Here is a 13,626-nt window from a genome sequence, read left to right as displayed (position 1 = left end):
GACACGCATCGCGATGCGCGTCCCGTCAGCAGCCCTAGAGCCGCATCCACCCCGGTCCAGACCGCATAAGTATGCAGGCTTGCGCCGCCGCCGTCGCGCATACTTTTGCACTGGATGTTCGCGGCTGCAATGCCGCCCGGATCAACTCGTTCCTCCGCCGATCGCCCCGCTCGCGGCGAGCGCATCGAGCGCATCGTCGGATAGCGAGAGCCAGCTCCTGATGCCATCGCGGGTCTGCTCCCCGACGCGCGGCGGGGGGCTGCGATAGGTCGCTGGGGTCTTCGACAACTTGGCCGGGAACGCCACTGTCGGCACGCTGGCGCCGTCCTCGCGGGTGAACGCCTGCACCGTGTCGCGCGCCTCCACGAACGGATCGGCGAAAACATCGCGCAGCGAGTTGACCGGACCGGCAGGCACGTTCGCGGCGACGAGCCGGTCGATCAGCGCAAGACCCGTTTCGCCGGCGACCTTGTCCTGGACCAGCGCCTCGATCGCATCGCGGTTGATCTGTCGCGCGGCGGCGGTGGCGAAGCGCGGGTCCGTCCCGACCTCGGGGCACCCGAGCAGCCCGCACAGCGCGCGGAACTGGCTGTCGTTGCCCACCGCGATGATGATTTCGCCGTCGGCCACGCGGAACGTGCGATAGGGAACGACGGTCGGATGGCGATTGCCGAGGCGGCCGGGATTGATCCCGCCGACCAGCCACGACGATCCCTGGTTGGCCATCATCGCGATCTGGGTGTCGAGCAGCGACAGGTCGATGTGCTGCCCTTCGCCCGTCCGTTCGGCATGGCGCAAGCCTGCAAGGATCGAAACCGCGGCATACATGCCGGTGGACAGGTCGGCCATCGCCACCCCCGCCCGCAGCGGGCCCCCGCCTTCCTCGCCCGTGACCGACATGAACCCGCCCATGCCCTGCGCGACGAAGTCGTAGCCCGGTCGGTCGGCATAAGGCCCGGTCTGGCCGAAGCCGGTGATCGAGCAATAGACGAGCCGCGAGTTGAGGCTGCGCAGCGTGGCGTAGTCCAGCCCGTAGCGGGCAAGGCCGCCGACCTTGAAATTCTCGACGAAGACGTCGGCTTCTGCCGCGAGGCGGCGGACGAGCTCGGCGCCCTCGGGCCTTGCGATGTCGATCGCCAGCGAACGCTTGTTGCGATTGCAGCTGACGTAATAGGCGCTGATCTCGCGATCTTCGCCGCCATCGGGCAAGGCCAGGAACGGCGGACCCCACGCGCGCGTGTCGTCGCCCCGCCCGGGGTGCTCGACCTTGAGCACGTCGGCGCCGAGGTCGGCGAGCACTTGCGTCGCCCACGGCCCCGCGAGCACGCGCGAGAGGTCGAGCACGCGCACGCCGGCGAGCGCGGCGGTCGTCAAGGTCATGGCTTTGCGCTCCGCTTCGTTTCGCGGTGAGCGTTAGGAGCGAGCCAGCGCCGCCTCAAGCAGGCGGCGCAAGTTTCAGCGATATGAAAGCGGCTTACTTCGCCGCCTGGGCGAGGTAGGCGATCACGTCGGCGCGGTCCTGCGGGTTGGGCAGGCCGGCGAACGGCATCTTGTTGCCCGGAATGTACTTGGCGGGCGCCGCCAGATAGGCGTCGAGCGTCTGCGCGTTCCAGGTCACCGCCTTGGCCTTCATGGCCGGCGAATAGGCGTAGCCCGGAACCGAGCCCGACTTGCGGCCGATTACGCCCTTCATCGACGGGCCGAGCCGCGTGGCACCGGTGTTGAGGTCGTGGCACGCGGCGCAGCGGGCATAGACGGTCTTGCCCTTGGCCGGGTCACCCGCCGCCTGCGCCTGGGCAGCCGACGCACCGACCACCAACACGGCGCCTGCGAGGACCAAAGGCATCAACTTCATCGCTTACTCCCTCGAAATATTGTTGCCGCCATAGCCGGTTGCGGCTTGCGCGCCACTGAACAATCGGGCGCGACGAGGCAAGTTCCTTGTTCGTTCGGGCTGTTAGGCCGTGAACTCATAAACGGCGCCTTCGAGGCGTCAAAATGGCGAACAGCGCGGGCCAAGGTGCCCGCCGGAAGGGCTGGTTGCCCTTCCAAGGGCGGCTTGGTTTGCGATGGAAGCCATTTTGACGTCCCTTCGGGATTTGACCAGAAGGGCCATCTGCCGCGTCGGGAAGGCTTGAAATATCGACATATTCCTGCGCCTTCCCTCCTTGCACCTGGCCCTTCTGCCTCAAACCTCGAAGGCGCCGTTTATGAGTTCACGGCCTGGTGCCGGGTCGTTCGGCGGGGGCGCGCGTTCAGGCCGCGACCGGAGCGGTGACCAGCCCCAGATCGGGAATGCCGACCGATCGCCGGCCGCCGTAATCGGTCCGCACGACGATGAGGTTGCTCTTTTCGAGGTGCTCGAGCAGCCGCCGGATGCGCCCGGGCGAACGGGTGCCGTAGACTTCGGCGAGGCGATCGTCGTCGGGGCACGGCGCGCCTTCGCTTGCGGCCACGGCCAGCAGCAGGAACGGCGCGAGCAGGTCGTCGGGCACCGCGCGTGCAACGCGCAGCACGTCCTGCCAGCGCGGCTCGGCATCGTCGGGGATTCCGGCAACGGCGAGCGCGAAGCGACGGCGGAACGCGGCGAGGTCGATCCCGGTCGCAGCCAGTCGCTGCATCCGGCAGCGTACGGTGAAGTCTTGGTAGAGCTGCGCCGCGGGCTGGAAGGTGCAATCCGGCTCCTGCGCCATTTCGGCAAGGATCGCGGCGACGCTCGCCGCGGTTTCCTCCTGCGCGAACAGGCTGGGTTCCGCCGCCGGCTCGACCTGTTCGGCAGCAGGCACGGTGCTTTCGATCACCCCGAGCAGTTCGTCGCTGTCGATGGCCGGCGCTTCGGGCTCGGGCGGGCGCGGCGGAGTCTCCATCGCCAGCGGTTCGGACAGCAGGATCGATTCCATCTCCGCGCCGCCGGCATTGGGCAGCGGCATCAGGCCCTGCACGACGTTGCGCGCCTGCGTCTGGACCTCGCCGATGCGCACCCCGACCGGACGGCGGGCGATGGCGGGGCCAAGGCCGAGGAAGTGCCCGCGCTCGAGGTCGCGGATCTGTTCGGCCTGGCGCCGCTCCATGCCGAGCAGGTCGGCGGCGCGCGCCATGTCGATGTCGAGGAAGGTGCGCCCCATCAGGAAGTTTGAGGCCTCCGCCGCGACGTTCTTGGCGAGCTTGGCGAGGCGCTGCGTGGCGATCACGCCGGCAAGCCCGCGCTTGCGGCCGCGGCACATCAGGTTGGTCATCGCGCCGAGCGAAAGGCGGCGCACCTCGTCGGTGACGTCGCCGGCGGCGGCGGGCGCGAACATCTGCGCCTCGTCGACGACGACCAGCGCGGGATACCATTCGTCGCGCGGGGCGTCGAACAGGGTGTTGAGGAACACGGCCGCACAGCGCATCTGCGCCTCGAGCTCCAGGCCGTCGAGCGTCAGCACGACCGAGGCGCGGTGCTTGCGGATGCGCGCGGCGAGCTTGGCGATCTCCGCCTGGTCATAGGCCGAGCCATCGACCACCACGTGCCCGAAGGCTTCCGACAGCGACGCGAAATCGCCTTCGGGATCGATCACCACCTGCTGGACCACGCTGGCGCTCTGTTCGAGCAGGCGGCGCAGCAGGTGCGACTTGCCGGACCCGGAATTGCCCTGCACCAGCAGGCGGGTCGCGAGAAGTTCCTCGATGTCGATCCGGACGGGGGAGCCGTTACGCTCTGCCCCGATGACGATGGATGCGCTCACCGGGCCAGCGTTTGGCCGCCGCGGCGCGCACCGGCAAGGCTCCTTCCCCCGATTTCCCCGGCCTTGCGACGGACCGCGGCGAAAATAGAAGCGGCGACATGGCTTTGCGCCATGCCGCCGCCCTGCGACCCGGAAGGGCTGTGGGGGATCAGCCGTGCCGGATGAGATGGTCGAACGCCGAAAGCGCCGCCTTGGAGCCTTCGCCCATGGCGATCACGATCTGCTTGTAGGGAACGGTGGTGCAGTCCCCTGCGGCGAACACGCCGGGGAGCGTCGTGCCGCCACGCGAATCGATCTCGATCTCGCCGCGATTGGATAGGCCGATCGAACCGTTGAGCCACTCGGTATTGGGCACGAGGCCGATCTGGACGAAGATCCCCTCGAGCGGAACCTCGTGGATTTCCTCGGTATCGCGGTTGCGATAGGCAAGGCCCGTCACCTTCTCGCCATCGCCCAGCACTTCGGTGGTGAGCGCCGAGGTGATGATCGTGACGTTGGGCAGCGAACGCAGCTTGTCCTGCAGCACGGCGTCGGCGCGCAGCACGCTGTCGAACTCGATCAGGGTGACATGGGCGACGATGCCGGCAAGGTCGATCGCCGCCTCGACGCCCGAATTGCCGCCGCCGATCACCGCGGTCCGCTTACCCTTGTACAGCGGCCCGTCGCAGTGCGGGCAATAGGCGACGCCGCGGTTGCGGTATTCCTCTTCGCCCGGCACACCCATCTGCCGCCAGCGCGCGCCGGTGGACAGGATCACCGTCTTCGCCTTGAGGCTCGCGCCGCTTTCCAGTTCGACCGTCGCATAACCGTCGCCGTTCGCGGGCTTGAGCGCGCGCGCAGTCTGCAGGTTCATCACGTCGACGTCGTATTCCTTGACGTGGTTCTCCAGTTGCGCGGCAAGCTTCGGGCCTTCGGTGTGCTGGACCGAAATGAAGTTCTCGATCCCGAGCGTGTCGAGCACCTGGCCGCCGAACCGTTCGGCGACGACGCCGGTGCGGATGCCCTTGCGCGCGGCATAGATCGCCGCGGCCGCGCCGGCCGGGCCGCCGCCGACGACGAGCACGTCGAACGGCTCCTTGGCCGCGATCTTCTCGGCGGCGCGGGCGACGGCGCCGGTGTCGACCTTGGCCATGATCTGGGCAAGGTCCATGCGGCCCTGGCCGAAGACCTCGCCGTTGAGGAACACCAGCGGCACCGCCATGACCTTGCGCCGTTCCACCTCGTCCTGGAACAGCGCTCCGTCGATCGCGGTGTGCGTGACGTTGGGATTGAGCGCGGCCATGATGTTGAGCGCCTGCACCACGTCCGGGCAGTTCTGGCAGGTGAGCGAGAAGAACGTCTCGAAGTGCAGCGGCCCCTCGAGCGCGCGCACCGCGTCGAGCAGGTCGGCGTCCTCCTTCGGCGGGTGCCCGCCGACGTGCAGCAGCGCAAGGATCAGCGAGGTGAACTCGTGGCCCATCGGCAGGCCGGCGAAGACGGCTTCGGCGCGGCCTTCATCGGCGCGGATGGCAAAGCTGGGACGGCGCGCGTCGGCGCCGTCGAAGCGGGCGGTGACCTTGTCCGACTGCGCGGCGATTTCCTCGACCAGCGAGCGGGTCTCGGCCGACTTGGCGCTGTCGTCGAGCGATGCGACCAGCTCGATCGGCCGGCGCAGGTTGCCGAGGTAGGCCTTCAGCTGGGCGGTGGTGGCAGCATCGAGAATGGGCATCTGTTGGGTTCCTTCGGCGGGACGTCCGGGCAGCATGCAGCGCCTGCCGCAGCCTTCGGGCCGGGCACCGGGATGGCGGGACTGTCACGGGGGAGCGAGGTGGCCGTCCGAAAGGGGGCCCGTCGCGATAGGGTCGGGCGGCGGCCCTGAAGCTGCGCCGCCCGACGAATTTCGGGACCGATCCCGAACGCTTGCGATCAGATCTTGCCGACGAGGTCGATCGACGGCGCCAGCGTCTCGGCGCCCTGCTCCCACTTGGCGGGGCAGACCTGACCGGGGTGCTCGCGGACGTAGATCGCGGCCTTGATCTTGCGCACCAGTTCCTCGGCATTGCGGCCGACGCCTTCGCAGGTCGTTTCCATGACCTGGATCACGCCGTCGGGGTCGACGACGAAGGTGCCCCGGTCGGCAAGGCCCTGGCCTTCACGCATCACCTCGAAGTTGCGGGTGATCGTGCCGGTCGGATCGCCCAGCATGTAGTAGTTGATCTTGCCGATGGCGGGCGAGCTGTCGTGCCAGGCCTTGTGGCTGAAATGGGTGTCGGTCGAGACCGAGAACACCTCGACGCCGAGGCCCTTCAGTTCCTCGTACTTGTCGGCGAGGTCCTCGAGCTCGGTCGGGCACACGAAGGTGAAGTCGGCCGGGTAGAAGAAGAACACCGCCCACTTGCCCTTGAGGTCGGCGTCGCTGACGTCGACGAACTTGCCCTGGAGATAGGCGGTCGAGCTGAACGGCTTGATCGTGGTTCCGACGAGAGACATGCGATTTCCTTTGCAGTCGCGGGTTGTGAAGCTGGGGGGCCACCGTGTCGGGCGGCCTTGCAGGGCTTGAGCTAGCGCCGGAGTGTTTCAATTTCCAATGATCAATTCCGGCCATATTGATTGATTCCTTCGATCAAAGTTCTCGTCGCGCGCCTATTCTTCCTTCTTTGCCCGGATGAGCGAACGCACTGGACGGACGGAGAAAAACCCGACAGGTTCGCACCAGCCGGGGGGAGACTGCATGCTGCCGACGCGTCGTGGCGATCCGCTTTTTCGCACCACCACTCTCGAAAGGGACCGGTGGCGATGAACGCATCCGGCCACCCCCGCCCGTTCGACGCCGATCATGAAGGCCGAGACCACGACCACGGCCACGACCTTTCCCCCGCCAACGGCTTCGTTCCGCGGCGTGGTCGCCCCTCGGTGGCCGAGGCGGTGCTGCTGGCGGAGCGTATCCTCGAAGCGAGCTGGCAGGTGTTGCTCGAGCACGGTTTCGAGAACTTCTCGTTCGACCGCATCGCCCGGCACGCCCGGATCGGCAAGGCGACGATCTATTCGCGCTTCAGCGGAAAGACCGAGCTGATGCGGGCGCTGCTCGCCTGGCGCATGGCGCGGCAACGCGCCGAAATCCTTGCGGAAAGCGACGCGATGGAACCGCTCGCCGCCTTCACCTTGCGCGCGCAGAGGGTCCTCGAGGCGCTCCTGTCGGCCGATGGCGTGCTGATGGAACGGCTCATCGACTGGGTCGATCTGGAAGCGGGCGCCGGCAACGTCCGCGCCGAAGTCTACCGCAGCGCCCTCCAGTCGATCGCCGACGAATTCGCCGCGATGAATGCAGCCGGCTCGCTCGCGATCGCCGACGTCGACCGCGCCGCCCGGTTCTGGCTGGAGGGCCTGCTCGGCCATGCCCGGCTGGCCGCGAGCGAGGGCGAGCAGCATCCGGCCGAGCGCCAGCGATGGGCAAGCGATTACGCGGACTACTTTTTCCGCGGCGTGGATGCTTGGGTTACCAAATCCTGACGCCTGTCGAAGGAGGTTTGCGGGGGCGGGCCTTCACCCGTTAGCGAGCATTCGCGCCTAGTGCGGCTCCCGGATCGGGGATGCGCTGGGCGAAATGAAGGGCATTGTTTTCAACCTTCTGGAAGAAGCCGTGACGATGGAGCACGGCGATGCCGCGTGGCTCCATCTCGTCGAGCAGGCCGCCGGGCGCGGGACCTATTCGTCGCTCGCTTCCTATCCCGATGCCGAGCTGCTGGGGATCGTTGACCAGGCGGCGGCGGCGCTGTCGCTGTCGGTGCCCGAAGTGCTGCGCTGGTTCGGCGAGGCGGCGATGCCGCTGCTGGCGGAACGGTTCGCAGGCCTTTTCGAGCTGCACCGGTCGAGCCGCTCGTTCATCCTCAGCATCAACGACATCATCCACCCCGAGGTGCGCAAGCTCTACGCCGGGGCCGCCTGTCCCCACTTCCATTTCGCCGAAGCCGAGGATGGCCGGCTGATCCTCGGCTACCAGTCGCAACGGCAACTGTGCAATCTCGCGCACGGCTTCATCCTCGGCGCCGCGCGGCACTTCGGCGATGCGGTCGAAGTCGAACACCTCTCCTGCACCCATTCGGCCGACCCCTTCTGCCGCCTCGCGCTTTCGTGGACATGAAGCACGCCCAATTCCCGATCCGGGAAGCCGCGGGCGATGCCGACGCGGTCCTGGTCGATCGCCTGCGCCGGCAACTGCAGCAGGAGCGCCGGGCGCGGCGCGATGCCGAAGCCGTCGCCGAGCGCGGCCTGCGCGAGCTTTACGAAAGCCAGGTGCGGCTCGCCCTGCTCCAGCGCATCACCGACTTCGCCAACCAATCGAACGATTTCGCCGACGTCCTCTCGGTCGCGCTCAAGGAAATCTGCCTGCACATGGGCTGGGAGTTCGGCAACGCCATGCGCGTGTCCGACAACGGCAGCACCGTCACGGCCTGCGACACCTGGTTCGCCTCGGACCCCGAGCGCCTGTTCGCCTTCGTCGAAGCCTCGCGCAGACTCTCGGTCGAACGCGGCGAAGGACTGCCGGGGCGGGTCCTGCGCGACAACCACCCGCACTGGATCGACGACATCGGCGAGGAAGGCTGGTTCCTGCGCCGCGCCGAAGCGGCCGATGCGCGCTTGATCTCGGCTTGCGCCTTCCCGATCTGCATCCGCGACGAGCTGGTCGCGATCATCGAGTTCTTTTCGAGCAAGCCGATGGTTGACAAGGACGCGATCCTGCTGACCATCACGCAATCGGCCACGCAGCTCGGCCGGGTGATCGAGCGCGAGCGGGCGCGGGCCACGCTGATCCACGACGCGCTCCACGATGCGATGACCGGGCTGCCCAACCGGGTCCTGCTCGACGAGCGCTGCCGCGAGGCTTTCCGGCGGCTCGGGACGGCTTCGACCGGCATCGCGCTCATGGTGATCGACCTCGACGGCTTCAAGGCGATCAACGACAAGTACGGCCACCACGCGGGCGATGCCTTGCTGGTCGAAGCCACGCGGCGGTTCCAGGCGGCCATCGCGGCGTTCGAGCAGGCCAATCCGCGCGCCGGCCACGCCACGCTGGCGCGGGTCGGGGGCGATGAATTCGTCGTCCTGCTCGATTCCGTCGCCGACTGCGCCGCGGTCGAGCGGCTCGCCGAGATGCTGCACGACGTGCTGCGCGCGCCGACCTGGGTCGACAACGACCAGGTGGCCGCGGGCGCCTCGATCGGGATCGCCCACTCGAGCGATGCCTACGACGACGTCGAGCAGATCCGGCGCGACGCCGACCTCGCGATGTACGAGGCCAAGGCTGCCGGATCGGGCCGCACGGTCACCTTCACCGATGCCCTCGGCACCACGGTGCGCAACCGCATGGCGCTCGAACGCGACTTGCGCGAAGCCATTCGCGACAAGCAGTTCCTGCTCTACTACCAACCGATCTTCTCGCTCAGCGATGGCCCGTCGCTGATGGGCTACGAAGCGCTGATCCGCTGGCAGCACCCGACGCGCGGGCTGCTCGATCCCGGCGCCTTCATCGAGGCGGCAGAGGAAAGCGGCCTCATCGTGTTCATCGGCGACTGGGTGCTGCGCCAAGGCTGCAGCGCGCTCGCCCGCCTGCACAAGCGCATCGGCCGCAAGGACGGCAGCACCCTGCCCTTCGTATCGATCAACATCGCGCCGCAGCAGTTCCTCCAGCCCAACTTCGCCCAGCAGGTCCAGCGCGTGCTGATCGAAACCGACGTCCCGCCCGATTGCTTGCGGCTGGAGGTGACCGAGGGCGTGGCGATCATCGATTCCGAGCGGACCCGGCAGGTGCTCGAGGAAATCCGCGCCTGGGGCGTGCGCACCAGCCTCGACGATTTCGGGACCGGGTATTCCTCGCTCAGCTATCTCCAGAACCTGCCGTTCGACACGCTCAAGATCGACCGCTCGTTCGTCGCCTCGATCGACGATCCCAAGAGCCGGAACATCATCCGCGCGATCCTCGATCTTGCCAGCAACCTCAACCTGTCGGTCGTCGCCGAGGGGATCGAATCGCAGGCGCAAGGGCGCACCCTGATCGAGATGGGCTGCGAATACGGCCAGGGCTTCCACCTCGGCATCCCGCTCGACGAGAAGTCCGCCTTCGCCCTGATCGACCAGCAGCATACCGGCTGAGACGAGAGCCGCTTTTCCTTTGCCGCCGCGGCGCTATTCCTGTCGGCCCGCTCGCAGGAAAAGGACCACCGATGGCACAGAGCCCCTGGCAGCACAGCCGCAGCGCATCGATTGCCGACGACGTCGATTTCGAGATCAAGGGCCAGGAGCTCCAGTTCGTCGAGATCGAGCTCGACCCGGGCGAAAGCGCCGTGGCCGAAGCGGGCGCATTCGTGTGGAAGGACGCCTCGATCGAGATGACGACGGTGTTCGGCGACGGCTCGGCCCAGGCCGGCGGCGATGGCTTCATGGGCAAGCTGCTCGGTGCGGGCAAGCGCCTGCTGACCGGCGAAAGCCTGTTCACCACGGTATTCACCCACCGCGGTCATGGCAAGGCGCGGGTCGCCTTTGCCGCGCCGACGCCGGGCGCAATCCTGCCGATCCGCCTCGCCGACGTGGGCGGCACGCTGATCTGCCAGAAGGACGCGTTCCTCGCCGCCGCGCGCGGCGTGTCGATCGGCATCGCCTTCCAGCGCCGCGTGATGACCGGGCTGTTCGGCGGCGAAGGCTTCATCATGCAGCGCCTCGAAGGCGATGGCTGGGTCTTCGTGCAGATGGGCGGCACGGTGATCGAACGCACGCTCGCCCCCGGCGAGGAACTGCACATCGACACCGGCTGCCTTGCCGCGCTCACCCCCTCGGTCGATTTCTACCTGGTGAGCGTCGGCGGGGTCAAGTCGATGCTGTTCGGCGGCGAAGGCGTGTTCTTCGCGCGGCTGCGCGGCCCCGGCAAGGTATGGATCCAGTCGCTGCCGTTCGCGCGGCTCGCCGGGCGGATGCTCGCCGCGGCGATGCCGGGCGGCGGGCAGAACCGAGGCGAAGGCTCGGCGCTCGGGATGCTGGGCGATTTCATCGACGGCAACCGCTAAGTCACCTGGGAGCACGGGGGCTGCGGATCCCCGTCGGGCTTCGATCGGATCGACCATATCTGACGCATGCGTCAGGTATGGTTGCCGGCGTCCATCCCCGCGGGCGCGCAGCGGCTGCTGTCCTACAGGCGCCAAGGCTGGTATCCTGCGCCGGTCATGACGCAGGAAATGCCGATGTTTCAGATACTCGCTGCAGGGCTTCGACAGACCGGAGCCGCCGTGCGACGCTGAACCGGGAGGCTTCGAGTTTTTTCCCAGGACCGTGTCAACTGTGTCAACCTGGTCGCCGCCCGGCAGCGTTCTTCGTGCCACTTTCAAAGTGATCGGAAGGGCGCCGCCACCGGGCAGCGCCCTCCCCCGTCAGGTCAGAAGCTGGCCTTGAAGGTCACGCCCCAGGTGCGCGGGTCGCCCGGCTGGCCGACGATCAGGCCGGTGTTGCCCGAAGCGACTGCGAGCTGTTCGTAGTAGTTCACGTCGAACGCGTTGCGGACCCAGCCGTAGATGTCGAAGCCATTGTCGGTGCGATAGCCCAGGCGGAAGTTCGACAGGGCATAGCCATCGACGTTGGTGTAGGCCGACGGCGTCGGGTTCGACGAGAAGTCCGAACGGTAGTTGCCGTCGAAGCCGAGGTAGACCTGCCCGTCGGTGCCGAACAGCGCCACCGGCGCGTTCGCTTCGGCGCCATAGGAGAACGACCACTTCGACACGCCCGGCAGGCGCTGGCCCGAAATGTTGCACGACAGCGGGCTGACCCCGCCCGGCGTGCCCGGCGCGCTCGGGGTGGCGGTCAGGTTGCCGCTGGCGTCGACGGGCTGGCTGCCGCCCGAAAGCTCGGGCGGGCACGGCGCGTTGACGAACTTGCGGTAGGTCGCATCGGTATAGGCGCCGTTGCCGTAGACGTTGAATCGCTCGCTCGGACGCGCCGAGAAGTCGAATTCCACACCCTGCGTGCGCACCTTGTCGGCATTGGCGAGATAGCCGCGCAGCGCGCCGACGGTGTAGTTCGAGACTTGCGCCTGATAGTTCTCGATCTCGGTGCGGAAGATCGAGAGGTTGAAGGTCGCCTTGCGGTCCCAGAACTGCGTCTTGAGGCCCGCCTCGAAGTGGTTGACCGTCTCGGGCTTGACCGTCGCGAGCTCGAGCAGGGGCATGCCGGTGCTGTCGGTCGGCACGCCGTTGAGGTTGACGCCGCCCGACTTGAAGGTGTGCGCATAGGTCGCATAGGCATGGACATCGCGCGCGACGTCGTAGGACGCGGTCACGTCGTACGAGAAGTTCCAGTCCGAGAAGCGGACGTTGAACTGCTGCGGCGCGAGCACGGCGAGCTGCGCCTTTTCGCGCGACGAGTTGCCGCCCTGGGCGGCGCTCTTGAACACGACGAGCTTGCCCGTTCCGTCGGTGACGACCGAGCTGTAGTCGCCGACCTTCTTGTCGTAATTGACGCGGAAGCCCGGCTGGATCTTGAAGGCGTCGGTGATCTTGAAGGTCAGCTGGCCGAACACCGCCGCGCTGGTGTTCTTGAGGCTGATGTCGTTGCGCGCGGTCAGCCCGTCGAGCACGGTCGGATCCTTCGACAGCGGATCGCTGGGCTTGATCAGCCAGGCCGAGGCCGCCGGACCCTGGCTCTGGATGCCCTGGGTGCGGATCTTCTGGTAGAAACCGAACGCGCCGAGGACATAGCCGACCCGGCCGGTCTCACCGGTCAGGCGCAGCTCCTGGGTGTACTGGTCCTGCTTGGAAGGGTTGTTCGACTTCGTGGTGATCGGCAGGCCGAGGAAGTCACGGTCGTTCGACGGGTCCCAGTCCCAGTGGCGCCAGGCGGTGATCGAGGTGATCGTGCCGATGCCGGTCTCGATCACGCCGCGCAGCGAAACGCCGCCGATCTTGTTCTTGGCGCGCAGCGGCGCATCGACGTCGGTCAGGCGATCGAAGGCGTCGGTGCTGGGCACGCTGTAACCCTGCAGCGCGGCGAGCGCGGCGTACTGCCGGTCGAGCGAGCGCTGGGTGGTGCCGGTGCGCACGTAGATCTGCGCGCAGCAGCGCGGGTTCTGGCGGCTGAAATCACCCGCGAGCGTGAAGGCGACGCTATCGCTCGGCTTGAACAGCAGCTGGCCGCGGATGCCGAGGTTGTCCTGCTCGTTGATCTTCTGGCCGGTGACGACGTTGAGGATCGTGCCGTCCCGCCGCGTGCTCGAGACCGCGAGGCGGGCGGCGAGCGTGTCGGAGATCGGCCCCGAAAGCGCGGCCTTGGCCTGCATGAAGCCGAGGTTGCCGACGCTGATTTCGGCGCGGCCCTCGGGCGTGAAGGTCGGCTGGCGGGTGGTGATGTTGATCGCGCCGGCGGTGGTGTTCTTGCCGTAGAGCGTGCCCTGCGGCCCGCGCAGCACCTCGATCTGCTTCACGTCGAGGAAGTCGAAGGTGCTCGACGCGACGCGCGCCATGTAGACGTCGTCGACATAGATGCCCACGCCCTGCTCGATGCCGTCGTTGGTGAGCCCGAGCGGCGCGCCGAGGCCACGGATGTTGACCGAGGTATTGCGCGGGTTCGAGCTGTAGAACTGCAGCGTCGGGGTCAGCTGCTGGAGACGCCCGACGTTGAAGCTGCCGGTCGAATCGATGTGGTCGCCACCGACGACCGAAATCGCCAGCGGCACGTCCTGCGCCGTTTCCTGGCGGCGGCGGGCGGTGACGACGATGGTCTCGTCATCCGACTGGCCGGTGCCGGCTGAGGTGCGTTCGGCAACCGGTGCGGCATCGTCTTCGGCGGTTGCGGCGAAGGCGTTGGCGGAGAAAGCGAGCAGCGCGAGCGGCGCGGCCCCTGCGAGCAGGAGAACACGGGACATCTTGAGTGATCCTTGTTGGTC

Annotated in this window: 10 protein-coding genes; 4 read left to right on the top strand and 6 right to left on the bottom strand. The window is 67.5% G+C overall.

Annotation, left to right across the window (positions count from 1 at the left end; translation table 11 throughout):
• Positions 1-141 precede the first annotated feature (141 nt).
• The 5 genes from K3A85_RS08930 to ahpC all read right to left on the bottom strand — a co-directional run bounded on the left by K3A85_RS08930 (position 142) and on the right by ahpC (position 6,194).
• The gene (locus tag K3A85_RS08930; protein ID WP_404822918.1) at positions 142-1,380 is read right to left on the bottom strand and encodes a CaiB/BaiF CoA transferase family protein; all 1,239 of its coding nucleotides are present in this window, start codon (positions 1,378-1,380) and stop codon (positions 142-144) included.
• Positions 1,381-1,474: 94 nt separating this feature from the next.
• Positions 1,475-1,855 carry a c-type cytochrome gene (locus tag K3A85_RS08925; RefSeq protein ID WP_225206165.1) on the bottom strand — a complete coding sequence of 127 codons (381 nt, stop codon included), beginning with the start codon at positions 1,853-1,855 and terminating at the stop codon, positions 1,475-1,477.
• Positions 1,856-2,255: 400 nt separating this feature from the next.
• Positions 2,256-3,725, bottom strand: a complete 1,470-nt coding sequence (locus tag K3A85_RS08920) for a helicase HerA domain-containing protein (RefSeq protein ID WP_225206164.1) — start codon at positions 3,723-3,725, stop codon at positions 2,256-2,258.
• Between the two features lie 148 nt (positions 3,726-3,873).
• Positions 3,874-5,427: an alkyl hydroperoxide reductase subunit F gene (gene ahpF, locus K3A85_RS08915; protein ID WP_225206733.1), complete on the bottom strand. Its 1,554-nt coding sequence runs from the start codon at positions 5,425-5,427 to the stop codon at positions 3,874-3,876.
• 203 nt (positions 5,428-5,630) lie between these two features.
• Positions 5,631-6,194 (bottom strand): alkyl hydroperoxide reductase subunit C, encoded by a 564-nt coding sequence (gene ahpC / locus K3A85_RS08910; protein ID WP_225206163.1) that lies wholly within the window; start codon positions 6,192-6,194, stop codon positions 5,631-5,633.
• A gap of 120 nt (positions 6,195-6,314) precedes the next feature.
• On the opposite strand from ahpC, the gene K3A85_RS08905 reads away from it, so the two are divergent.
• The 4 genes from K3A85_RS08905 (at position 6,315) to K3A85_RS08890 (ending at position 10,762) form a co-directional block, all read left to right on the top strand.
• Positions 6,315-7,214 carry a TetR/AcrR family transcriptional regulator gene (locus tag K3A85_RS08905; protein WP_225206162.1) on the top strand — a complete coding sequence of 300 codons (900 nt, stop codon included), beginning with the start codon at positions 6,315-6,317 and terminating at the stop codon, positions 7,212-7,214.
• Positions 7,215-7,308: 94 nt separating this feature from the next.
• Positions 7,309-7,845 (top strand): heme NO-binding domain-containing protein, encoded by a 537-nt coding sequence (locus K3A85_RS08900; RefSeq protein ID WP_225206161.1) that lies wholly within the window; start codon positions 7,309-7,311, stop codon positions 7,843-7,845.
• Positions 7,842-9,854 (top strand): putative bifunctional diguanylate cyclase/phosphodiesterase, encoded by a 2,013-nt coding sequence (locus K3A85_RS08895; RefSeq protein WP_225206160.1) that lies wholly within the window; start codon positions 7,842-7,844, stop codon positions 9,852-9,854. Before K3A85_RS08900 ends, K3A85_RS08895 begins: the two co-directional genes overlap by 4 nt.
• A 71-nt stretch (positions 9,855-9,925) precedes the next feature.
• On the top strand, positions 9,926-10,762 hold the full coding sequence (locus K3A85_RS08890) for an AIM24 family protein (protein WP_225206159.1): 837 nt from the start codon (positions 9,926-9,928) through the stop codon (positions 10,760-10,762).
• Positions 10,763-11,127: 365 nt separating this feature from the next.
• On the opposite strand, the gene K3A85_RS08885 is transcribed toward K3A85_RS08890, so the two are convergent.
• Positions 11,128-13,605, bottom strand: coding sequence for a TonB-dependent receptor (locus K3A85_RS08885; protein WP_225206158.1), 2,478 nt, complete (start codon positions 13,603-13,605; stop codon positions 11,128-11,130).
• Positions 13,606-13,626 lie beyond the last annotated feature (21 nt).

The sequence above is a fragment of the Novosphingobium huizhouense genome (assembly GCF_020179475.1).
In the GTDB taxonomy this organism is placed as follows: domain Bacteria; phylum Pseudomonadota; class Alphaproteobacteria; order Sphingomonadales; family Sphingomonadaceae; genus Novosphingobium; species Novosphingobium huizhouense.
This window is presented reverse-complemented; position numbering and strand designations above follow the sequence as displayed.

What these genes read in the sequence shown, in the direction of transcription:
- K3A85_RS08885 (WP_225206158.1), bottom strand. Translation starts at nt 13,605, where the DNA reads ATGTCCCGTGTTCTCCTGCTCGCAGGGGCCGCGCCGCTCGCGCTGCTC.
- K3A85_RS08930 (WP_404822918.1), bottom strand. Translation starts at nt 1,380, where the DNA reads ATGACCTTGACGACCGCCGCGCTCGCCGGCGTGCGCGTGCTCGACCTC.
- K3A85_RS08890 (WP_225206159.1), top strand. Translation starts at nt 9,926, where the DNA reads ATGGCACAGAGCCCCTGGCAGCACAGCCGCAGCGCATCGATTGCCGAC.
- K3A85_RS08900 (WP_225206161.1), top strand. Translation starts at nt 7,309, where the DNA reads ATGAAGGGCATTGTTTTCAACCTTCTGGAAGAAGCCGTGACGATGGAG.
- K3A85_RS08895 (WP_225206160.1), top strand. Translation starts at nt 7,842, where the DNA reads ATGAAGCACGCCCAATTCCCGATCCGGGAAGCCGCGGGCGATGCCGAC.
- K3A85_RS08925 (WP_225206165.1), bottom strand. Translation starts at nt 1,855, where the DNA reads ATGAAGTTGATGCCTTTGGTCCTCGCAGGCGCCGTGTTGGTGGTCGGT.
- ahpC (WP_225206163.1), bottom strand. Translation starts at nt 6,194, where the DNA reads ATGTCTCTCGTCGGAACCACGATCAAGCCGTTCAGCTCGACCGCCTAT.